The 20,238-nt window shown below is 68.5% G+C and carries 19 protein-coding genes and 1 pseudogene; 2 read left to right on the forward strand and 18 right to left on the reverse strand.

Annotated features, from left to right (window positions below; translation table 11 throughout):
• Window positions 1-208: 208 nt before the first annotated feature.
• Window positions 209-862, forward strand: a complete 654-nt coding sequence (gene pdeM, locus ACRARE_RS01200) for a ligase-associated DNA damage response endonuclease PdeM (RefSeq protein ID WP_432654580.1) — start codon at window positions 209-211, stop codon at window positions 860-862.
• A 314-nt stretch (window positions 863-1,176) separates the two neighbouring features.
• Here pdeM and ACRARE_RS01205 read toward each other — a convergent pair.
• The 15 genes and pseudogenes from ACRARE_RS01205 to ruvC all read right to left on the reverse strand — a co-directional run bounded on the left by ACRARE_RS01205 (window position 1,177) and on the right by ruvC (window position 16,787).
• A pseudogene (locus ACRARE_RS01205) lies at window positions 1,177-2,853 on the reverse strand (formate--tetrahydrofolate ligase).
• Window positions 2,854-3,258: 405 nt separating this feature from the next.
• Complete coding sequence (locus tag ACRARE_RS01210; RefSeq protein WP_432654581.1) at window positions 3,259-3,870, reverse strand: MOSC domain-containing protein; 612 nt, start codon at window positions 3,868-3,870, stop codon at window positions 3,259-3,261.
• 290 nt (window positions 3,871-4,160) lie between these two features.
• Window positions 4,161-6,077, reverse strand: coding sequence for an ATP-dependent zinc metalloprotease FtsH (gene ftsH, locus ACRARE_RS01215; RefSeq protein ID WP_432654582.1), 1,917 nt, complete (start codon window positions 6,075-6,077; stop codon window positions 4,161-4,163).
• A gap of 254 nt (window positions 6,078-6,331) precedes the next feature.
• Window positions 6,332-7,603, reverse strand: coding sequence for a tRNA lysidine(34) synthetase TilS (gene tilS, locus ACRARE_RS01220; protein ID WP_432654583.1), 1,272 nt, complete (start codon window positions 7,601-7,603; stop codon window positions 6,332-6,334).
• A gap of 13 nt (window positions 7,604-7,616) precedes the next feature.
• Window positions 7,617-8,588 carry a tol-pal system protein YbgF gene (gene ybgF / locus ACRARE_RS01225; RefSeq protein WP_432654584.1) on the reverse strand — a complete coding sequence of 324 codons (972 nt, stop codon included), beginning with the start codon at window positions 8,586-8,588 and terminating at the stop codon, window positions 7,617-7,619.
• Window positions 8,589-8,779: 191 nt separating this feature from the next.
• Window positions 8,780-9,292, reverse strand: coding sequence for a peptidoglycan-associated lipoprotein Pal (gene pal / locus ACRARE_RS01230; protein WP_432654585.1), 513 nt, complete (start codon window positions 9,290-9,292; stop codon window positions 8,780-8,782).
• A 128-nt stretch (window positions 9,293-9,420) separates the two neighbouring features.
• Window positions 9,421-10,782 carry a Tol-Pal system beta propeller repeat protein TolB gene (gene tolB, locus ACRARE_RS01235; protein WP_432654586.1) on the reverse strand — a complete coding sequence of 454 codons (1,362 nt, stop codon included), beginning with the start codon at window positions 10,780-10,782 and terminating at the stop codon, window positions 9,421-9,423.
• Window positions 10,779-11,933, reverse strand: coding sequence for a cell envelope integrity protein TolA (gene tolA / locus ACRARE_RS01240; protein WP_432654587.1), 1,155 nt, complete (start codon window positions 11,931-11,933; stop codon window positions 10,779-10,781). Before tolA ends, tolB begins: the two co-directional genes overlap by 4 nt.
• A gap of 12 nt (window positions 11,934-11,945) precedes the next feature.
• Window positions 11,946-12,416, reverse strand: a complete 471-nt coding sequence (gene tolR, locus ACRARE_RS01245) for a protein TolR (protein WP_432654588.1) — start codon at window positions 12,414-12,416, stop codon at window positions 11,946-11,948.
• A 3-nt stretch (window positions 12,417-12,419) separates the two neighbouring features.
• Window positions 12,420-13,115 carry a protein TolQ gene (gene tolQ, locus ACRARE_RS01250; RefSeq protein ID WP_432654589.1) on the reverse strand — a complete coding sequence of 232 codons (696 nt, stop codon included), beginning with the start codon at window positions 13,113-13,115 and terminating at the stop codon, window positions 12,420-12,422.
• A 122-nt stretch (window positions 13,116-13,237) separates the two neighbouring features.
• Window positions 13,238-13,627, reverse strand: a complete 390-nt coding sequence (gene ybgC / locus ACRARE_RS01255) for a tol-pal system-associated acyl-CoA thioesterase (RefSeq protein WP_432654590.1) — start codon at window positions 13,625-13,627, stop codon at window positions 13,238-13,240.
• A 157-nt stretch (window positions 13,628-13,784) separates the two neighbouring features.
• The gene (locus tag ACRARE_RS01260) at window positions 13,785-14,432 is read right to left on the reverse strand and encodes a hypothetical protein (RefSeq protein ID WP_432654591.1); all 648 of its coding nucleotides are present in this window, start codon (window positions 14,430-14,432) and stop codon (window positions 13,785-13,787) included.
• Between the two features lie 88 nt (window positions 14,433-14,520).
• Window positions 14,521-15,564 (reverse strand): Holliday junction branch migration DNA helicase RuvB, encoded by a 1,044-nt coding sequence (gene ruvB / locus ACRARE_RS01265; protein ID WP_432654592.1) that lies wholly within the window; start codon window positions 15,562-15,564, stop codon window positions 14,521-14,523.
• A 43-nt stretch (window positions 15,565-15,607) separates the two neighbouring features.
• The gene (gene ruvA, locus ACRARE_RS01270; protein WP_432654593.1) at window positions 15,608-16,279 is read right to left on the reverse strand and encodes a Holliday junction branch migration protein RuvA; all 672 of its coding nucleotides are present in this window, start codon (window positions 16,277-16,279) and stop codon (window positions 15,608-15,610) included.
• Window positions 16,280-16,289: 10 nt separating this feature from the next.
• Entirely contained in the window at window positions 16,290-16,787 is a 498-nt protein-coding gene (gene ruvC / locus ACRARE_RS01275) for a crossover junction endodeoxyribonuclease RuvC (RefSeq protein ID WP_432654594.1), read from the reverse strand.
• Window positions 16,788-17,135: 348 nt separating this feature from the next.
• Between ruvC and ACRARE_RS01280 the strand changes: the two genes are divergently transcribed.
• The gene (locus ACRARE_RS01280; protein WP_432654595.1) at window positions 17,136-17,336 is read left to right on the forward strand and encodes a DUF1127 domain-containing protein; all 201 of its coding nucleotides are present in this window, start codon (window positions 17,136-17,138) and stop codon (window positions 17,334-17,336) included.
• Between the two features lie 127 nt (window positions 17,337-17,463).
• Here ACRARE_RS01280 and ACRARE_RS01285 read toward each other — a convergent pair whose 3' ends face one another.
• The 3 genes from ACRARE_RS01285 to ACRARE_RS01295 all read right to left on the reverse strand — a co-directional run bounded on the left by ACRARE_RS01285 (window position 17,464) and on the right by ACRARE_RS01295 (window position 20,139).
• Window positions 17,464-17,814 carry a hypothetical protein gene (locus tag ACRARE_RS01285; RefSeq protein WP_432654596.1) on the reverse strand — a complete coding sequence of 117 codons (351 nt, stop codon included), beginning with the start codon at window positions 17,812-17,814 and terminating at the stop codon, window positions 17,464-17,466.
• 150 nt (window positions 17,815-17,964) lie between these two features.
• The gene (locus tag ACRARE_RS01290) at window positions 17,965-18,840 is read right to left on the reverse strand and encodes a 50S ribosomal protein L11 methyltransferase (RefSeq protein ID WP_432654597.1); all 876 of its coding nucleotides are present in this window, start codon (window positions 18,838-18,840) and stop codon (window positions 17,965-17,967) included.
• A 63-nt stretch (window positions 18,841-18,903) separates the two neighbouring features.
• Window positions 18,904-20,139, reverse strand: a complete 1,236-nt coding sequence (locus tag ACRARE_RS01295; protein WP_432654598.1) for an MFS transporter — start codon at window positions 20,137-20,139, stop codon at window positions 18,904-18,906.
• Window positions 20,140-20,238 lie beyond the last annotated feature (99 nt).

Here is a 20,238-nt window from a genome sequence, read left to right on the forward strand (position 1 = left end):
GCCCCGCCCCCTTGTCTCATTGCCCCAAATATCCCGGGGGCTGAGCGGCGTCTCGGAAATCGTCCGGGGGACGATTTCAGCCGCGAAAGGGCGGAGCCCAGGCGTGTCGCAGACGCGGCGGGGGCCGCCCCCCCTGCCTCCCCTGGGGCCACGCGCGCGATTGCTCACAATGCTTGCCTTTCCCACGGCGGCGCGGCAAGACCAAAGCATGAACGCCTATGCCTTCTCTCTCGCCGGGGCGCAGCTTGCGGCGCTGCCTTCCGGGGCGTTGTTCTGGCCAGAACAGCGCCTGCTCTGTGTTTCGGACCTGCATCTGGGCAAGGCCGAGCGGGCGGCGCGGCGCGCCCTGTCGCCCCTGCCCCCCTACGAGACGCAGGATACCCTGGCCCGGCTGGAAGCGGCGCTGGAGCAGACCGGCGCCGAGACTGTCGTCTGTCTGGGCGACAGTTTCGACGATGACGCCGCCGCCCGCGCCCTGCCCCAGGCGCACCGGCTGTGGATCGCCACGTTGCAGGCCGGGCGGCGCTGGATCTGGATCGAGGGCAACCACGATCCCGGGCCGGTGGATCTGGGCGGCACACATCTGGCCGAGCTGTCCCTGGGCCCGCTGACCTTCCGCCATATCGCCGATCCCACCGCGCGGGCCGAGGTTTCGGGGCATTATCACCCCAAGGCGGCGGTGCGCGGGCACGGGGCGCGGCCGGCCTTCCTGCTGGACGAGCGGCGGCTGATCCTGCCCGCCTTCGGCACCTACACCGGCGGGCTGCGCAGTCGCGATCCGGCGCTTGCGAGCCTGATGGGCCCCCGCGCCCTGGCGATCCTCACCGGCCCCGTGGCGCGGGCTATTCCGATGCCGCGCTAGCGCCGAGGGACCGCAGGGGCCGAGGCGCCCCTTGCCCTTTCTCAACCTGCGCCGGGAAAGCCTCGCCAAGGGGCCCGATCCGGTCCTTTGATCACCTGAGGGGAATCCGATCCGCACGCGACCTGTTGATGCAGTCTCCGCAAGTCATTTGACTTTCATTGACTTGCAAGGTGAAATTCAACCTGCGTCACGCCACACCTTCCGCCATAAAATGTCCGATAAGTGAAATTGTTCCAGAGACACATGACCCGATAAAACGGCGCGGATCTTGCACAATCCGCGCCTTTTGGGATCCGCTGCCCGAGCGGATGCGATCAGAACAGCCCCTCGACCTCGCCCGCCGCGTTAAGGCCGATCGCCTCGGCGGCGGGAACGCGTGGCAGGCCGGGCATGGTCATGATCTCGCCGCAGATCGCCACCACGAAGCCCGCGCCCGCGCTGAGGCGCACCTCGCGCACCGGCAGGCGGAAGCCCTCGGGCGCGCCGCGCAAGCTGGGGTCGGCGCTGAAGGAATACTGCGTCTTGGCCATGCAGACCGGCAGCTCGGCAAAGCCCGCCGCCTCCCACTCTGCCAGCTGGGCGCGCACCGGGGCGGGCATGTCGACGCCTTCGGCGCGGTAGATGCGCCGGGCCACGGTCTCGATCTTTTCGACCAGGCCCATGGCATCGGGATAAAGCGGCGCGAAATCCGCCGCGCCTTCGGCCACCACCTCGGCCACACGGCGCGCCAGGGCCTCGGTGCCCGCGCCGCCCTCGGCCCAATGGGTGCACAGGTGGACCTCGGCCCCCTGCCCCTCGACTTACGCGCGCACCGCCTCCAGTTCCGCCGCGCTGTCGCCGTCGAAACGGTTGATCGCCACCAGCACCGGCAGGCCATAGCCGCGCAGGTTCTCAAGGTGGCGCCCCAGGTTGGCACAGCCGCGCGCCACCGCCCCGGCATCCTCGGTGCCCAGATCGGCCCGCGCCACGCCGCCCGACATCTTCAACGAGCGCACGGTGGCCACCAGCACCGCCGCGTCGGGAGAAAGCCCCGCCTTGCGGCACTTGATGTTCAGGAACTTCTCGGCCCCTAGATCGGCGCCGAACCCGGCCTCGGTCACCACGATATCGGCCAGGCGCAGGGCGGTGTCCGTGGCCACCACGGAATTGCAGCCATGGGCGATATTGGCGAAGGGCCCACCATGAACGAAGGCCGGGGTGTTCTCCAGCGTCTGCACCAGGTTGGGCTGCATCGCCTCGCGCAGCAGCACCACCATGGCGCCGTCGGCCTTCAGATCCGCCGCCGTCACCGGGGCCTTGTCGCGGGTATAGCCGATGATGATCCGCCCCAGGCGGTCTTGCAGATCCTCCAGATCCCGCGCCAGGCAGAGGATGGCCATGATCTCGCTCGCCACGGTGATGTCGAAGCCGGTCTGACGCGGGAACCCGTTGCCGACCCCCCCCAGCGAGACCACCACGTCGCGCAGCGCCCGGTCGTTCATGTCCATCACCCGCCGCCAGGTGACCCGCCGTGCGTCGATCCCAAGGGCATTGCCCCAGTGGATATGGTTGTCGATCATCGCCGCCAGCAGGTTGTGGGCGCTGGTGATGGCATGGAAATCGCCGGTGAAATGCAGGTTCATCTCTTCCATCGGCACCACCTGGGCATGGCCGCCGCCCGCCGCGCCCCCCTTCATGCCGAAACAGGGGCCCAACGAGGCCTCGCGCAGGCAGATGGCCACATTCGCGCCGATCCGCGCCAGGCCGTCGCCCAGACCCACGGTGGTGGTGGTCTTGCCCTCCCCCGCGGGCGTCGGCGTCACGGCGGTGACCAGCACCAGCTTGCCGCGCGGGCGATCCGCGAGACCGGCAATGAAATCGCGATCCACCTTGGCCTTGTCGCGCCCGTAGGGCAGCACCGCCGTCTCGGGGATGCCCAGCCGGGCCGCGATCTCGGCAATCGGTTTCTTGCGGGCCGCGCGGGCGATCTCGATGTCACTGGGCTGGCTCATGGCTCTCTCCTTCTCCCCGGGCCTCACGGCCCGAGGTCGAACCTAACGCGCCCCGCCGCCCTTGCCAAAGGGGGTGCCATGCAGATGCAGCAAGTCGGGATTTCCCTACGGTAGGGTATTCGTGACTTCCCGTTACAGATTTCTGTGGGTAAGTGCCTTGGAACTTTTGAACGCAACCCGACGTTAATACGACATACGGACGATAACTCCACCGCTGCCAAGGAGAGTACACATGAGATCCGCTGCCCTCGTCGTTTTCCCCAGTTTCGCGGCCACGCTTGCGCTGGCCGTGGCCCTGTTCGGCTAACGACCCCTTCCCCAGAACTCAGTCTGCCAACCGGCAGGTGCCTCCCTCGGCATCTGCCGGTTTTTTATTGGCCCCGCAGGGAGGGGGCGGGCCGCGCCCTAGTCGCGGGCATCCGCATAGGCGCGGTCCAGATGAGCCCAGACCGGCTGATGCGGGATATGCAGGCGGATCTCCTCGCCCAGCTCGAAGGCGCCCTCGCGCTCGACCCAGGCGGTGACACCGCGCAGCCCCCGCGCCGCCTGCTTGAAGGGTTTGCCATGGCCCGGCATCCGCTTCTCGATCTCGCGGGCGGGCAGCAGGCAGGGGCGGTTTTCCATATCCACGGTCACCGTGGCGCCGCCCTCCCCTTGCAGGCGGGACGAGGGGGGGATGTGGCTGAAATCGGGGATCCCCTCGATCACCATCGTGGCCCCCAGAAGGGCCGGATCCAGCGCGTCGAGCCCGCAGCCCCGGGCGATCTGCGCCAGCTCCTCGGCCGACAGGATCGACAGCTGGCGCACATTGCGGATCTCGGTCTCGCGATGCGGATACTGCGTCAGCACCCGCGAGCAGGACGGTCGCGTCAGCCCCGCATGGCTTTCCCCCGCAGGCCCGGAAAACCGCAGCTCCAGCCGCTGGCGCGGCACCGAGGGCAGGTCGAGGTCGCGATCGGGCACCAGGCCCAGCCAGGTGATGCGGGCGGTGTATTGGGTGGCGATCAGGGCAGGCATGGGGCTCTCCGGTCTGGTGTGACGCGATCCTCGCCGCAAGCCGCGCGCCCGGCAACCCGAAAGCGGCGGGAAGGGGCGATCGGCGGAGGGGGCTTTGCCCCCGTCTCGGCACGCCGAGACTCCCCCAGAGTATTTTCAGCCATCGAATGGGGGAAAGAGGCCCTGTTTCCATTCGATGGCTAAAAATACTCCCGCCGGAGGCCATCGGCCAAAGGCCGATACGAAGGAAGGCGATGCGAAAAGGCCGGAGCATCTGCCCCGGCCTTTCGATCTCGTCTTCTCTGGCCCGATCAGGCCGAGGGTTCCGGCTCCAACCCGCCCTCGGGCTTGGCCTTGGGCTTGGTTTTCGGGATCGCCGCCACGGAAGGGGCCGAGCCCTGGTCGGAACTGTCGTCCTCGCCATCGTCGGCATGGGGCGGCTCGCCCCGGATCACCCGTTCGATCTCGGCGCCGGTCAGGGTTTCGTATTCCAGCAGGCCCTGGGCCAGACGTTCCCATTCCTCGTTGCGCTCGGTCAGGATGCGGCGCGCCTCCTGATAGCCCTCGTCGATGATCCGCTTCACTTCGCTTTCGATCATCTCCTTGGTCTGGGCCGAGATCGAGAAGCCGCCGGCGCCGCCCCCGCGGAAGGCCTCGGCGGCCTCCTGGTAGTCGATGTTGCCGACCTTGTCGGACATGCCCCAGCGCATCACCATGGCGCGGGCCAGGTTCGAGGCCTGCATGATGTCGCCCGAGGGGCCGTTCGACACATGCTCTTCACCATACTTGATGATCTCGGCGGCCTTGCCCGCCATGGTCATGGCGATCTTCTCTTCCAGCTCGTCCTTGAAGTAGTTCAGCTGGTCCATTTCCGGCAACGACATCACCATGCCCAGGGCCTGGCCGCGGGGGATGATGGTGGCCTTGTAGACTGGGTCGCACTTGGGCAGCGTCAGGCCGACAATGGCGTGGCCCGCCTCGTGATAGGCGGTCATTTCCTTCTGCGCCGGGGTCATCACCATCGAGCGGCGCTCGGCGCCCATCATGATCTTGTCCTTGGCATTTTCGAAATCGACCATGGTCACGAAACGGCGGCCCACACGGGCGGCCATCAGCGCGGCCTCGTTCACCAGGTTGGCCAGATCGGCGCCCGAGAAGCCCGGCGTGCCGCGCGCGATGATGCGCAGGTCGACGTCGGGGCCCAGGGGCGTCTTGCGGGCATGCACGCCAAGGATCTTCTCGCGGCCCTTGATGTCGGGGTTGGGCACGGTGACCTGACGGTCGAAGCGGCCCGGGCGCAGCAGGGCGGGGTCCAGCACGTCGCGGCGGTTGGTGGCCGCGACGATGATCACGCCCTCGTTGGCCTCGAAACCGTCCATCTCGACCAGCAGCTGGTTGAGGGTCTGTTCGCGCTCGTCATTGCCACCGCCATAGCCTGCGCCACGATGGCGGCCCACGGCGTCGATCTCGTCGATGAAGACGATACAGGGGGCGTTCTTCTTGGCCTGTTCGAACATGTCGCGCACGCGCGACGCGCCGACACCCACGAACATTTCCACGAAGTCAGACCCCGAGATGGTGAAGAAGGGCACGCCTGCCTCGCCCGCGATGGCCCGCGCCAGCAGCGTCTTACCGGTGCCCGGAGGGCCGACCAGCAGCGCGCCCTTGGGGATCTTGCCGCCCAGGCGCGAGAATTTCTGCGGGTTGCGCAGGAATTCCACGATCTCTTCCAGCTCTTCCTTGGCCTCGTCGATGCCGGCCACGTCGTCAAAGGTCACCCGGCCCGATTTCTCGGTCAGCATCTTGGCCTTCGACTTGCCAAAGCCCATGGCGCCGCCTTTGCCGCCGCCCTGCATCCGGTTCATGAAATAGATCCAGACACCGATCAGCAGCAGGATGGGCAGCAGCGAGATCACGAAGGCCTGAAAGCCGTTCTCTTCCTGGCTGCGGGCCTCAACCGGGATGCCATCGGCGATCAGCTCGGCTGTGATTTCGGCATCCGTGGGCTTGATCGTCACGTATTCGCGCCCGTCAGAGCCGCGATACAGAACTTTCTCGCCATCCAGCGTGACCGATTGCACGAACCCGTCGTCCACTTCCTGGACGAACTGGGAATAGGGCCGGGACGTGCTTTGCAGCGCAGAGTTCGAACCGCCGAACAGATTGAACAGCGCCACGATCAGCAGCAGCAGCACGGCCCAGAAGGCGAGGTTTTTTGCGGTACCCACGAAAGGTCTCCCCTAAGTCGAAGTCGTATTGCGCCTAGCATAAGGGCGTCCGGGATTAAATAAGCTTGATTGCCCCGGGTTCAATGTATCGCAGACCCGCCGAGGCGGCCCGCGGGCCGGGCCGGGGGCGAAACCGCCAGGCAGGCCAGGTTTTCAGGCGAAATCACGGGGCTGGATCAGCGGATTTATTTCCCGGACGTGGTCATCGGGCGGCACGGCGGCCCCGTCTCACGGCGGCCCATCGCCGCCCCCATTCACTGGGCCAGAAGCCCGGCATGGAAGGCATCCTCACCGCGCAGCAGATCCGCCCGCCAGCCCTGGCCAAAGCCCGCATGGGGCGCCGCCACCAGCTCGTCCCCCGCCCAGACCGCCGGATAGCCCAGAAGCGAGCGATAGGGCAGACCGGCGGCGCGCCATTCGCCGCACAGGCGCAGGCCTTCGGCGCCCAGCGGGCGGATCTCGGCGCCGGTGGCGCCAAAGCGGGCATCCCAGGGGCCGGACAGCCGCCAGCGGCCATCCCAGACCCCATCGGCAGGGCTGCTCAGCTCCTTCACGGCGGCAAATTCGCGGGCGATGCGCAACTCGCGCAGGCCAACCGAGATCTGGCAGCCGTGCAGGGTCATGCCGGTGCCCGAGCGTACCGATTCCAGGGCCAGTGCCAGGGCCCGGCGGCGCGGCGGATAGGCGCTGCCCGAGATCCACATCAGCCCCTGGGCCAGCAGGCGGCGGGCGATCTCGGGTTGCAGGACGCGGAAGCCGCTGCGCTCGATCACCAGATCGCCCCCCTGGATGCGCACCAGGCGCTGCGATTCCGCAAAGGCGTACCAGCCCAGGGCGGCACGGACCGAGGCCATGTTCTTGGCCGTCTCCGCCAGCGCCTGCGAGGTCAGGCCCAGCGGGCGCAGCAGCTCCAGCGCGCGGCGCGCGCGGACCCGGTCAAAGCGGTCATCCTCGTTCGAGGGATCCTCGATCCAGGGCAGGCCGCGCTGTTCCATGTAGATCCGCAGGCAGTTGCGCGAGGTTTCCAGCAGCGGGCGCACCAGGGTCACGGGCCCCAGGCGGCGGCGCACCGCCATGCCCGACAGCCCGTCCGCCCCCGGCGCCCGCGCCAGGCGCATCAGAAAGGTTTCGGCCTGATCATCGGCGGTATGGCCCAGGGCCACCTGGCGCAGCCCGTGGCGCCGCGCCCAGTCGCCCAGCAGATCGTAGCGGGCGCGGCGGGCGCGGTCCTGAAGATTGCCCTCTTCGCGGGCGCCGCCGACCCAGTGCAGCACCTCATGCGGCAGGCCCAGCCCGGCGGCCACCCGGCCGACAAAGGCCGCTTCCTCGGCGGCCTCGGGGCGCAGCCCGTGATCCACCGTGGCCACCCGCAGGCGCAAGCCGCCCTCGGCGGCGATCTCGGCCATGACATGCATCAGGGCCATGGAATCCCCCCCGCCCGAGACCGCAAGGCCGATCTCTTCGGCCGGTCCGGGCAGGAAATGTCCGGCGACGATCTCTTTCAGCAGGGAGGTGGTCTCGGTCATGCCGGTGTCTTGCTCAGGAACAGCCCTGGGCCCTCCGGGCCACATCGGCCTCTTGCGCCCAGGGATCGGCGGGGAAGCGGGCCCCGACCTCGCCCAGGGTCACGCAGCTTTCGCTTTGCTGACCCAGCTGACCCAGCAGCAGCCCCAGGCGATACAGCGCCTCGGGGGCGCTGTCTTCGCTGGGCGCGGCCGAGAAGGCATCCAGATAGGCGCGGGCGGCGGATTTGATGTCGCCCTGCCCTTCCAGCGCGCGGCCCCGGCCCAGATCGGCCTCGGGCGACAGCGGGCTGCCGGGATAGCTGGCCTTGAAGGTCTCGAAGCCCGACAGGGCCCCGGCGAAATCCCCCGCGCCCAGCAGATCCGAGGCGGCGCGGAAATCGGCCTCTTCCGAGACCGCCAGCTGCGCATCGCCCCCGGTGGCAAAGCCCGCGCCGCCGGTCGCGGCGCCCGTGGCGGCGGTGCCGGTGCTGCTGCCTGCCTGGGCGCTGCCGGTGGTGGCAGGCGCCGGGCCGCCGCCCAGGGTCGAGGTCTCGCCCAGCTGGCTCAGGTCGCCGCCCTCCAGCTCGACCAGGCGGAATTCCAGGTCGCCCAGGCGGTTGGTGCCGTCGCTGACCACCCGGTCCACCCGGTGTTCCAGCTCTTCGGTCTTGCCGGTCAGACGGCGCAGCTCGGCCTCGATGGCGTTCAGCCGGTCCAGCTGGCTGGTGCCGCCGCCCAGTTGCGAGGGCGCGCCGGTGGTCGACAGCTCGCGTTTCAGGCCCTGCACCTCGCCGTAAAGCAGGGTCAGTTGCTGGCGGATGTCGGCCAGGGTTTCCTGCCGGTCCTGCGCGGCCACGGGCCCCGCGGTCAGCAGCGGCGCCAGGGCCAGCCCCCCGCAAAGGGCCGCGCACAGCGCCAGGCTCTGCCAGCGACGGGCCAGGGCCTGGCGCGCGACGGGCGCGGCCCCCGTGGCGGTGATGGTGCGGGGCGATCTGCGATCAGGCATTGCCGTCTCCCTTGCTTTGCGTGCCGCATGGCCCCTGGGCCGGGCCAGACGACCCGCAGGCGGCGGCATCTTCCACACCGGTCCGGATCGGACCGGCGGGTCTGCGTCCGCGTCTTCCCTGCCCGTCTGCGCCCCCAGGGGGCCGGGCCCGGCGCCGTCCCCGCGCCGGGAAGATCGCGACCGCGTCGTCGTTACATTCCGACGCCGCCCGTCAGCACCGTCACCGCGCGGCGGTTCTTGGCGTAACAGGCTTCTTCGGAACAGATCTCGATCGGGCGTTCCTTGCCGTAGCTGATCGTGCTCAGACGGCTGGAGGGGATGCCCTGCGACACCAGGTAGTCACGCACGGCCGTGGCGCGGCGCGCTCCCAGGGCCAGGTTGTACTCGCGCGTGCCCTGCTCGTCGGCGTGGCCTTCGATGCGCACCTGGTACGAGGGGTTGGCCTGAAGCCAGCGCACCTGCCCGTCCAGCACCGCCTGCGCCTCGTAGCCCAGGGTGGACTGGTCAACGGCAAACAGCACGCGGTCGCCCACGCTTTGCTGGAAATAGGCGGGCGAGGTCGGGTCAGAGGCCACTCCGCCCGCGCCACCGGCCTGGTTCAGGTTGGTGACATTGTCGAAACGGTCGGGCCTCATGCTGCTGCACCCGGCCAGGCCAAGGCCCAGGACGGTGCACAGAAGGGTGGCTTTCACCAGATGGGTCATGCGTCGTGCCTCATTTGTTAATGTTAATCTATAGCGCCCACCCGGAACCGGGCAAGCATCTGCGCGGCAAGGGCGCAATTGCCCTACCGTCGCAGGCTTGAAAACGTCGTGATTTCCGGGCGCCGCGCTCATTGCAGCGGGCCCCAGGCCGGATCAGAGGCGCCCGAGGGGGTCGAGACCCGCTTCAGGTTCCGCCCCGTGATGTCCACGGTATACAGCGAGGACGAGCCCTGCGCGCCCTGGGTTTCGCGGGCGAACATGATCACCCGGCCATTGGGAGACCAGCTGGGGCCCTCGTCCAGGAAAGAGGCGGTCAGGAGCCGCTCGCCCGAGCCGTCGATGCGCATCACCCCGATGTGGAAGCGGCCCTTGGATTGCTTGGTAAAGGCCACCAGATCGCCGCGCGGCGACCAGACAGGCGTGCCATAGCGCCCTTCGCCAAAGCTGATCCGCTGCGCCTCGCCGCCGGTGGCGGGCATGATATACAGCTGCTGCGTGCCGCTGCGGTCGCTTTCAAACACGATGCGAGAGCCGTCGGGGCTGAAGCTGGGGGCGGTCTCGATCGAGGGGGCATCGGTCAGGCGGCTGCTTTGGCCGGTGGCGATGTCCATACGGTAGATGTCGGTATTGCTGCCCTCGGTCTTGGAATAGATCACCGTGCGCCCGTCGGGGCTGAAGCGCGGCGAAAAGGCCATGTCGCCCGCGCCGGTGTCCAGCACCCGGCGGCCGACGCTGGCCACGTCCAGCATGTAGATCTGCGGCCGCCCGGTCTCATAGCTGGTGTACAGCACCCGGTCGCCCGTGGGCGAGAACCGCGGCGCCAGCACGATCGAGGCACTGTCGGTCAGGAACTGCACATTGGCGCCATCGTAATCCATGATCGCCAGCCGCTTGCGCCGCGCGTCCTTGGGCCCGTCTTCCGAGACAAAGACGGTGCGGCTGTCGAAATAGGGATTCTCACCGGTGATCCGGGCATAGACCGCATCGGCCACCTTGTGCGCCATGCGCCGCCAACCGGCCTCGGTGCCGCTGAATTGCAGGCCTGCGCCCATCTCCTGGCCCGCAAAGACGTCGTGCAGGCGGAATTTCACGTTCACCTGGCCGCCCTGCACCGAGACCGCGCCGGTGATCAGCGCCTCGGCGTTGATCGCCTTCCAGTCGGCATATTGCACCGGGCTGTTGAACGAGGTGATGCGCCCGATATGGGCCGAGGGCGGGATTTCGCGGAACAGGCCCGTACCCGCCAGATCCTCGACCACCACCCGGGCGATCTGCGACGCCATCTGCCCGGCATCGCCGGATTCGGGCACGAAATTGGGCACCGCAATGGGCATCGGCTCGATCACCCCTTCGGTGATCTCGATGCGCAGCGGACCAGAGGATTGCGCCAGCGCGGCCCCGGGCCACAGTGGCGCGGCCAGGGCGGCAAGGCCAAGCCCGAGGCTGAGGCACAGGGCGAGCGGGGTCTGCATGATCATCTGTCTCATCATAGGTTCCGCATTCTCTCCGGGTTGAATGTCATTTCGATGTCGCGCCAGCTGTCATATTTTTCGGGCGGCAGCGCGAAGCCCCCCTGCATGGCGGAACAGCGCAGCACGGCGCGGCGCGCCGCGTCGAAGGCCGCCCGCTGGGCCGCCGCATCGCCGCCCTGGGCGCTGGCCATCTCCAGCGTCGATTGCTGCACCTGGCCGTCGCGATCCAGCGAAAAGGCAATGGTAACCACCACCTGGGCGGCGGGCGAGCCGGGATCGACCACCCAGCATTGCTGCACCGCCAGGCGCAGCCCTTCGCGTTCGGCGGCCGACAAGGGCGGGCCCTGACGGACCGGCGCATCGGCCTGGCTGCCGCCCGCGCCCAGGGCCTCGGCCAGGGCCTGGTCGATGGCATCCTCGCTTTGCTGCGGGGCCGGATCGGTCTGCGCCGTCTGCTGCGGCTGTTGCGCGGGTCCAGGCTCGGGCTCGGGCGCCGGGGTCTCGGCCAGGCGCTGCGGCCGGGTCTTGGGCCGGACAGAGCTGGTCGGCGCGCCCGAGGGGCGGTCGGCTTCGGTGACGATCTCGGTCGTGCTGCGCTCGGGCGCCGTGGCCTCCTGCTCGTCCTGCTGCACCTCGCCGGGCGCGTCCGAGGGGGTGACCTCGGGGCGGGTCTCGATGTCCACGGCGACGTCCTCCTGGGGCCGGGCGACCGGCTCGGGGCTGATGCGCGGGGCGGCTTCGGGGCTGGGCTCCAGCTCGGGGCGGTCGGGGCCCTGCACCTGTTCCGGGACCGGCGGCAGCTCGGGCGCGACGTCCTCGACCTCGGCCTGGGGCACCACCGGCTCGGGCTCAACTTCCGGCACGGGATCGGGTTCCGGCGCCGGTTCCGGCGTCGGCGCGGGCGGCTCGGGCGTGGGCGCCGGGGCCTCGGGTTCGGGCGTGGGCGCGGCGGGCTCCGGCTCGGGCGCCGGGGCCTCGGGCTGCGACAGCTCGGTCGCAGCCCCCGGGGGCTGCGCCGCCCCTTCCAGGGCCGCGAACTCGGCCTCGGTGATCAGGGTGACCGGGCTGACCTGCGCCGGTTCCGGGTCGCGAGCAAACAGCCCGCCGAGGAACAGCCAGCCGATCAGGCCCAGATGGACGGCCCCGGATATGGTTTGGCCCGTGTTCATGCTCTGGCGGCCTCAGCCGGCCTCCGCTGTGGGATCGGCCTGGTCGGTGACCAGCCCGATGTCGCTGAACCCGCCCGCGTTGAGCGCGCCCATCACCTGCATCACCTGGTCGTAGGAGACAGAGCCGTCGGCACGCAGGTAGATCCGGGTCGAGGCCCGTTCGGCGGCCACCGCGCGCAGCCGGTCGACCAGCTCGGCGCGGTCGGTCTCGGTGGTCTGGATCAGGATGCGGCCATCGGCGGTCAGGGTGACCGACAGCGGCTCTTCGGCCTCGGTCGGCAGGGCCGTGGCCTGGGTCTTGGGCAATTCGACCGGCACACCGGTCACCATCAGCGGCGCCGCAACCATGAAGATGATCAAGAGCACCAGCATCACGTCCACGAAGGGTGTGACGTTGATCTCGGCCATGGGCCGTGCGCGCCCGCCGTGGCGGCGCCCCCTGCGACGTCCGCCGCCGCCCTTTCCGATGACACCCGCGCCCATCCCTCAGGCCTCCAGCTGGCGGCCAAGGATGGTGGCGAACTCATCCGCGAAGGCCTCGTAGCCGCCGACCAGCCGGTCCGCATCGGTGGAAAGCTTGTTGTAGAAGACGACCGCCGGGATCGCGGCCAGAAGGCCCAGGGCGGTGGCCAGCAGGGCCTCGGCGATGCCCGGCGCCACCACGGCCAGGTTGGTGTTCTGGGTGGCGGCAATGCCGATGAAGGCGTGCATGATGCCCCAGACCGTGCCGAAGAGGCCGACGAAGGGCGCGGTGGACCCGACCGTGGCCAGCACCGGCAGCCCCGATTGCAGGCTTTCGGCCTCTTTCGCGATGGCCACATCCATCGAGCGGTCGATGCGCGCCTGGGCGCCGGCGATCATCTGCCCGTCGCTGCGATAGCTGCGGCGCCATTCGGTCATGCCGGCGGCAAAGATCCGTTCGCTGCGGCCCGAGGGTTCGGGGCCGATCTCGTCGTAAAGCTCGTCCAGCGGCTCGCCCGACCAGAAGGCCCGGTCGAAACGCGCCGCCTCGCGCCGGGCGGCGCGGTAGCCGATGATCTTCTGGATGATGATCGACCAGCTCCAGAAGCTGGCCAGGACCAGCAGGAGCATGACCAGTTTCACGGTAAAGGTCGCCTGGCCGATGAGGCCCAGCATGGAGACATTGATCTCCGACGCCATTGCGAGGGTTTGGGTTTCCATTCTGCTGCTCTTTCTCGCCGGGCCGTCTGATGCGGCCAATTGCAGGGGAACTTAGCGCAGATCCATGTCAAAGGCCAATGACAAAGGCCTTTCGGCCCTGTGAGGCCGGGGGGATTCGCCCCTTAGCCCGGGGTCAACTGGCGAAGAACCGCCGGAAGCCGGGTCGCCCCACCCCGGGCATCCAGGGCGACCAGGGTGACCTCGGAAGCGAAAAGCCTTTCCTCGGCCCGCAGGACGTCCTGGGTCAGGGTGATGCGGGCGGGCGTCACCTTTTGCACCCGGGTCTCGACCGTCAGCCGGTCGTCGAAGCGGGCGGGGGCCAGGTAATCGGCCACGACCCGGCGCACGGCGAAGACCTGGCCGGTTTCGGCCTTCATCGCCGCCTGGTCGATGCCAAGGTCGCGCACCCATTCGCTGCGGGCGCGTTCGATGAATTTCAGGTAGTTGGCGTAATAGACGATCCCCGCCAGATCGGTGTCTTCGTAATAGACCCTGAGATCGAACCTGTGCATCTTCCGCTCCTGCTGACCGGCCCGGAGGGCCTGCTTCTGCCTTGCTGCCCCTTGCGGCGGCGGCTGTCCAGAGTCCGGTGCTGCGCAGCGGCGGCCAGCCCCCGCACCCCCGGAGTATTTCCGGCTGTCGGATAAGAGGGGCGCGGAGCCCCCTTGCCTAGGTGAATAGCTGCCCGGCCCGGGCGGCCAGGCGCAGGGCCAGCACCGGATCCTGAGAGGCGACAGGCAGCACCGGGTCATAGGCCGCGCGCAGCAGCGCCGCCAGGTCGGGGCGCAGCACCGCCTCGTCGCGCCCCTCGACCCGGGCCAGGGCCGAGCGGCCCGCGAAGGCCTCGGGCGCCCAGAGAAGCATCGTCTTCAGCATCTGTTCCAGCCCCAGATCGGCGGCGGGCATCTGCCCCAGGGGGCCCGACATGCGCAGGAAGACGAAGGCGGCCTTGATCGAGCCGTCGGGCTCGAACCGAAAGAAACGGTACTGGTCGGCCCGCTGCGCCTGAAGGCGCGGCAGAAGGGCGGGCAGGTCGGGCACCAGGCGGTCCATGTTCTCGACCTCGGCCAGTTCGGCCCAGTCGGTCAGGAAAAAGATCATCAGGTTGGCGCCCAGCTCCGGGTCGGTCTCGGCCAGGCGGTGATCGGCGGCCAAGACCACCGTGGCCATGGCGGCCTTCAGCGGCGCCAGGCTGTCCTCGGTGGCGCCAAAGACCACCGGAGCGATCGGGCGCGACCAGCGGGCAAAGCGGAAGGCGCCGTCGGGGGTGGTGAACAGGGCCTCGGTCTCGGCGGGGCTGGGGGCCAGTCCTTGCATGGGGTCGTTTTTCCTTTTGGGATCCTATCAGGGGTCAGGGCCGTTTCGCGCGCGAAACAAAAGGGGAACACTCAATCAGGGCGCGAGATCACTTGCCGAAGAGATCCGGCCCCGCCTGCGGCTCGCGCCGGGGTGGGGTCAGCCCAAGGTGGCCCCAGGCCCGTTGCGCCAGCATCCGGCCGCGCGGGGTGCGCTGCACCAGGGCCTGTTGCAGCAGGTAGGGTTCGATCACTTCTTCCAGGGCGTCGCGGCTTTCCGACAGGGCGGCGGCCAGGGTCTCTATCCCCACGGGGCCGCCGCCGTAGCCTTCGCCGATCATCCGCAGATAGCGGCGGTCGGCGCTGTCGAGGCCCAGTTCGTCCACCCCCAGCCGGGTCAGCGCCCGGTCGGCCAGGGCGCGGGTGATCGTGCCGTCGCCCTCGACCACGGCGAAATCCACCACCCGGCGCAACAGGCGCCCGGCGATCCGGGGCGTGCCGCGCGCCCGGCGGGCGATTTCATGGGCGCCTTCGGCATCGGCGGGGGCGCCCATCAGGCGGGCGTTGCGGGTGACGATGTCGTGCAGCTCTTCCACGGTGTAGAATTGCAGCCGCGTCGGGATGCCGAAGCGGTCGCGCAGCGGCGTGGTCAGCAGGCCCAGCCGGGTGGTGGCGCCGACCAGGGTGAAGGGCTGCAACTCGATCCGCACGGTGCGCGCGGCGGGGCCCTCGCCAATCACCAGATCCAGCTCGAAATCCTCCATCGCGGGGTAAAGCACCTCTTCCACCGCCGGGTTCATGCGGTGGATCTCGTCGATGAAGAGGACGTCGCGGGCCTCTAGGTTGGTCAGGATCGCCGCCAGGTCGCCGGATTTGGCCAGCACCGGACCAGAGGTCATGCGAAAGTTCACCCCCAGCTCGCGCGCCATGATCTGCGCCAGGGTCGTCTTGCCCAGGCCGGGGGGGCCGTGAAAGAGGGTGTGATCCATCGCCTCGCCGCGCTGGCGGGCGGACTGGATAAAGACCTTCAGGTTGGCGCGCGCCTCGGCCTGGCCGATGAAATCGTCAAGCTGCTGTGGCCGCAGGGCGCGGGTATCGGCGGCGGCATCCTCGGGCAGCGGCGCGGGGCGCAGGGTGGGGTCGGGGTTGGTCATCCGACCCTCCTAGCGCCGGGAACGGGGGGCGGGCAAGAGCGGCTCATTCCTTGGGGGCCAGCAGGCGCAGGGCGGCGCGGATCAGCCCGGCCATGTCCAGCTCGGGATCGTCGGTCAGGGCCTGGGCCACGGCGCCTGCGGCCTCTGACGGCTGATAGCCCAGATTGGCCAGCGCCGAGAGCGCGTCGCCCTGGACGTTGGCCGCCGGTTTCGGCGCGGGTCGGGGCGCCCGGGCGGCCGGGGCGGCAGCGGGCGCCGGGGTCTCTTCGATGACCTCGGTCAGCTCGGCCGCCTGGCCGCCCATGGACATGACGGCGGGCGCCTTGTCCTTCAGCTCGGCCACCACACGTTGCGCGATTTTCGGACCCACGCCCTTGGCCGCCTTCACCGCGTTCCAGTCGCCCAGGGCGATGGCCCGCCCCACCCCATCGGGGCCAAGCGCCGACAGGATCGCCAGAGAGGCCTTGGCCCCCACCCCCTGCACCGAGGTCAGCAGGCGGTGCCATTCCTTTTCCACCAGCGTGGGAAAGCCGAAAAGCTGCATCAGATCCTCGCGCACCACGAGGTCGGTATAAAGCGCCACCGCCTCGCCCGGGCCGGGGAGCGCCGCCAGGGTCCGGTCGGAACAATAGACCACATAGCCCACCCCGCGCACGTCCAGCAGGACGTGATCCGTGGTCTTGTAGTCGATGCGACCCGAAAGCTTGCCGATCATCGCGTTCTCCTTAGGCCTGGGCGCGCAGCAGCTGGCCCAGAGACGAGCCCGCATGGCGCGCGTGGCAGATCGCCACCGCCAGCGCATCGGCGGCGTCGGGGCCGGCGAACTGCACGCCTGGCAGCTGCATCTTTACCATGTGCTGGATCTGTTTCTTGTCCGCGTGGCCGACGCCCACAACGGTCTTCTTGATCTGGTTGGGGGCATATTCGCCCACCTCCAGCCCGAAGCGCGCGGGCACCAGCAGGGCCACGCCACGCGCCTGGCCCAGCTTCAGCGTGCCCGCCCCGTCGCGGTTGACGAAGACATGTTCCACCGCCGCCGCGTCCGGCTCGAACCGGGTGAAGACCTCGCTCAGCGCGTCATGCAGGGCCAGCAGGCGCTGCGCCAGGGCGGTGCCGGTGCCATGGCAGACGCCGTTGCCCAGATGCGAGATCCGGCTGCCCTCGACGCGAATCACGCCCCAGCCGAGGTTCTGTAACCCCGGGTCGATGCCCAGAATGCGCATGGTGCCGCCCCTTTTCCTGCTCGTGCCCCGTCTGTCACGGGATTGTCAGAGGAATAGCACGAAAGGAGAACATGCGCCAAGACCCCCTGCCCGCCCCGATCCTTGCGCCTGCCGCATGTCGCGATGGCGCGAATCCGACATTTCGCGACCGGGTTCCGACAGCAATGTCACGGATTTTTATGGATTTCCGAACAGAAACTTAACACGCGGAGAGCTATGCAAAACGCACATGCATTCCATGCAAAAATGCTGATTGTTTGGGCGGAAAGAAAACCCTACCTGCGGCTCAGAACACACCCAGACGGGCCCGACGCGGCCCACCCCCCCCGAAAGTAGAGGATAAACGACATGACCACGCTTTTCGCCCGCAGCACCTCCGCCGGCACCTTCGCCCTGCCGATCGCCGCCGCCATCAACCACCTGGTGGCCTCCGTGATGAACTGGAACGACGCCCGCGTCACCCGCAAGGCCCTGTCGCGCCTGACCGATCGTGAACTGAACGATATCGGCCTGGTTCGCGGCGACATCGACCACATCTCGAAGATCTGACACCGAAAAGGGTGCGGCACTGGGGGCCGCGCCGCTTTCGGGGCAAAAAAGAAGCCGCGCCGGGAAACCGGGGCGGCTTTTTCCTTGGCCGGACGGGCTGCGGGCGCGAAGGGCGCAGCGGGCCGGGTCAGAGATGCTTGATATAGGGGCGCAGCAGATTGCCCAGCTCTTCGGTCAGCGGATCGACCTGCATCAGGCGACCCACGGCCTGTTCCCAGGGGGCGCCCTTGGCCAGCGCCTCGGCCCGGTGGGTAAAGCCTGCCTCGCCGAGGAAGGCAAAGGCGATCACCTTGAAGAGGTAAAGCGCCAGCACCATCACCACGACCCCGCGGACCAGCCGCCAGAGGCCGAAGCGGCGCACCGTGCGGCGGCGCGTCGTGCCGTATTGATCCACTTCGAACCGCATTCCTCCGGCGCGCCGGGCATTCTTTTCGATCCGCCGCACGCGGTCGTCGAAATCTCTTAGCGATTGGGTCATCTCGTCCCTCGACTCTCAGGCCCCTCAGCCCATGTCGAAGGAGGTAAACGCGAAATTAGGCCTGAATTGGGCCAAAACGGGCCGCGAACGGGCGCCGCGCCCGCCGGTGGCGGAGGGGCGCCGGGCGCCCCCCCCCTGGCCCTGCCCCGATCAGACGCGGCGCAGGGTCAGCGTGGTCCACTCGCGGATCTGTTCGGCGTAATGCAGGGTGAAACCGGCGGCCTCGTAGGCCTCTTGCACGGCAGGGGCCTGTTCGTTCAAGAGGCCCGACAGGATGGCGTAGCCGCCCGGTTCCAGATGGGCCGCGATGTCGGGGGCCAGGGCCACCAGCGGGCCCATCAGGATATTGGCGAAGACCAGGCCATAGGGGGCCTTTTCGCCCAGGATCGGGTTGTCGAAGCCCGCCGCCTCGCAGCAGGTGACGGCGCCCGCCATGCCGTTGGCCTTCAGGTTGGCCTCTGCCACCTCGACCGCGACCGGGTCAATGTCGGAGGCCACCGGCGTGCCCGGCCAGATCTTGGCCGCCGCCATGGCCAGCACGGCGGTGCCGCAGCCGATATCGGCGGTGCGATCGGTCGAGAAGCCCTCGGTGTCCAGCCGGTCCAGCGCCTTGAGGCAGCCCATGGTGGTGCCGTGGTGGCCGGTGCCGAAGGCCATGGCCGCCTCGATCAGCAACGGCACCTTGGCCGGATCGGCGGGCACCTTGTCGGCGTCATGGCTGCCGTAGACGAAGAACCGCCCCGCCTCGACCGGGGCCAGTTCGCGTTTCACATGGGCGACCCAGTCGGTTTCGGGCAGTTCGGACACCGCGAAGGGCTTGGCATTGTGCAGCGTGGCCAGCAGCTCCAGCCCGGCGATATCGGGCTTGTCCTCGAAATAGCCGCCCACTTCCCACAGGCCAGAGCCGTCTTCCATTTCGAAGACGCCAACCCCGGTCGGTTCTGGCATCAGCCCTTCCATCGCGGCGCCGAGGGCCTCGGCGTCGTGCTTGGTTTCCAGGGTGGTCAGGGCGGTCCAGGTGGCCATTGCGTCCTCGCGTCTTGGGTTGCCCTGCGGCCTAAGCGCCGCAGGGGCCCACGTCAAGCGCGCTCACTCGGCCGCGGCGGCGCGGCGGCGACCCGCGAAGACGGTCTCGAACCCCGGTTCGGGGTGGCGCGGGATCAGTAGGGCCAGGCCGAAGGAACAGGCTGCCAGCCCCGCCGCCAGCACGAAGACCGACGCCGGAGAAAAGAGCCACAGATAGCCCAGCGAGGCAGGCAGGAAGACCGCCGCGATATGGTTGATGGTAAAGGCCACCGCCGCCGTGGGGGCGATGTCGCCCGGATCGGCGATCTTCTGGAAATAGGTCTTCAGCGCCAGGGCCAAAGAGAAGAACAGGTTGTCGATCACGTAAAGCGCCGAGGCCAGGACGATCCCCCAGCCGAAATAGTAGATCCCGCCATACAGAGAGAAGATGATCACCAGCCCGGCATATTCGATCAGCAGCACCCGACGCTCGCCGTAATAGCCCACGGCGCGGCCCAGCAGGGGGGCGATGATCATGTTCGACAGCAGGGTGATCAGGAACAGCGAGGTCACCTCATGCACGTCGAAGCCGAAGCGTTCGACCATCATGAAGCCCGCGAAGACCACGAAGATCTGCCGCCGGGCGCCCGCCATGAACTGCATCGCGTAGTACAGCCAGTAGCGGCGGCGCAGCACGAAGGTCTTGCGCTGCGGGTTGGGGGCCTCGAACTGCGGATAGGCGAAGCGGGCAAAGAGGGCCAGGGCCACGGTGGTGCCCCCCGCCATCAGGAAGACGATATTGTAGGTCAGCCCCAGCCGGTCCCAGAGCAGCACGATCAGACCATAGCTTAGCAGCGTGGCGGCAGAGCCCACGGCCAGCAGTTTCCCCAGCACCCGGGGCGCCTCTTCGCGGCTCAGCCATTGCAGTTGCAGCGACTGGTTGACCGCCTCGTAATAGTGAAAGCCGACCGAGCTGAAGAAGGTGATCATCAGGATTCCGCCCAGCGAGGGGAAATAGGCGGTCAGCGCGGTCGAGATGCCCAGCAGGATCAGCGAGGTCAGCGCCAGGGTCTGTTCGCGCACCAGGATGATCACCAGGATCACCCCGATCGACAGGAAGCCCGGGATTTCCCGCACCGTGTGCAGCCAGCCGATGTCCGAACCGTCGAACTGCGCCGCTTCGATGACGAAGTTGTTCAGCAGCGCAGACCAGGTAGCGAAAGAGATCGGCATGGCCGCGGCCATGAGAAACAGCAGCGCCACGGGGCGCCGCCAGAAGGGTTGAGTGGCCGCATCGGCAAGGGGGAGGGTCTTGGTCATGCAGCCCAATTAATGCGATCCGCATGTTTTGGATAGAAAAATGATTTCGCAAGAACGCACAATTTCGGCGCGGCGTCCGCGCGGGGCCTGTGTCGGCTG

The sequence above is a fragment of the Pseudooceanicola aquaeponti genome (genome assembly GCF_050897975.1).
Taxonomy (GTDB): domain Bacteria; phylum Pseudomonadota; class Alphaproteobacteria; order Rhodobacterales; family Rhodobacteraceae; genus Pseudooceanicola.

Coding starts and splice junctions, on each gene's coding strand:
- tolR (WP_432654588.1), bottom strand. CDS start 12,416: ATGGGCGCGGGTGTCATCGGAAAGGGCGGCGGCGGACGTCGCAGGGGG.
- ACRARE_RS01260 (WP_432654591.1), bottom strand. CDS start 14,432: ATGCAAGGACTGGCCCCCAGCCCCGCCGAGACCGAGGCCCTGTTCACC.
- pal (WP_432654585.1), bottom strand. CDS start 9,292: ATGACCCATCTGGTGAAAGCCACCCTTCTGTGCACCGTCCTGGGCCTT.
- ACRARE_RS01210 (WP_432654581.1), bottom strand. CDS start 3,870: ATGCCTGCCCTGATCGCCACCCAATACACCGCCCGCATCACCTGGCTG.
- ybgC (WP_432654590.1), bottom strand. CDS start 13,627: ATGCACAGGTTCGATCTCAGGGTCTATTACGAAGACACCGATCTGGCG.
- ruvB (WP_432654592.1), bottom strand. CDS start 15,564: ATGACCAACCCCGACCCCACCCTGCGCCCCGCGCCGCTGCCCGAGGAT.
- ruvA (WP_432654593.1), bottom strand. CDS start 16,279: ATGATCGGCAAGCTTTCGGGTCGCATCGACTACAAGACCACGGATCAC.
- ybgF (WP_432654584.1), bottom strand. CDS start 8,588: ATGCCTGATCGCAGATCGCCCCGCACCATCACCGCCACGGGGGCCGCG.
- tolQ (WP_432654589.1), bottom strand. CDS start 13,115: ATGGAAACCCAAACCCTCGCAATGGCGTCGGAGATCAATGTCTCCATG.
- ACRARE_RS01280 (WP_432654595.1), top strand. CDS start 17,136: ATGACCACGCTTTTCGCCCGCAGCACCTCCGCCGGCACCTTCGCCCTG.
- ruvC (WP_432654594.1), bottom strand. CDS start 16,787: ATGCGCATTCTGGGCATCGACCCGGGGTTACAGAACCTCGGCTGGGGC.
- tolB (WP_432654586.1), bottom strand. CDS start 10,782: ATGATGAGACAGATGATCATGCAGACCCCGCTCGCCCTGTGCCTCAGC.
- ACRARE_RS01295 (WP_432654598.1), bottom strand. CDS start 20,139: ATGACCAAGACCCTCCCCCTTGCCGATGCGGCCACTCAACCCTTCTGG.
- ACRARE_RS01285 (WP_432654596.1), bottom strand. CDS start 17,814: ATGACCCAATCGCTAAGAGATTTCGACGACCGCGTGCGGCGGATCGAA.
- pdeM (WP_432654580.1), top strand. CDS start 209: ATGAACGCCTATGCCTTCTCTCTCGCCGGGGCGCAGCTTGCGGCGCTG.
- tilS (WP_432654583.1), bottom strand. CDS start 7,603: ATGACCGAGACCACCTCCCTGCTGAAAGAGATCGTCGCCGGACATTTC.
- tolA (WP_432654587.1), bottom strand. CDS start 11,933: ATGAACACGGGCCAAACCATATCCGGGGCCGTCCATCTGGGCCTGATC.
- ACRARE_RS01290 (WP_432654597.1), bottom strand. CDS start 18,840: ATGGCCACCTGGACCGCCCTGACCACCCTGGAAACCAAGCACGACGCC.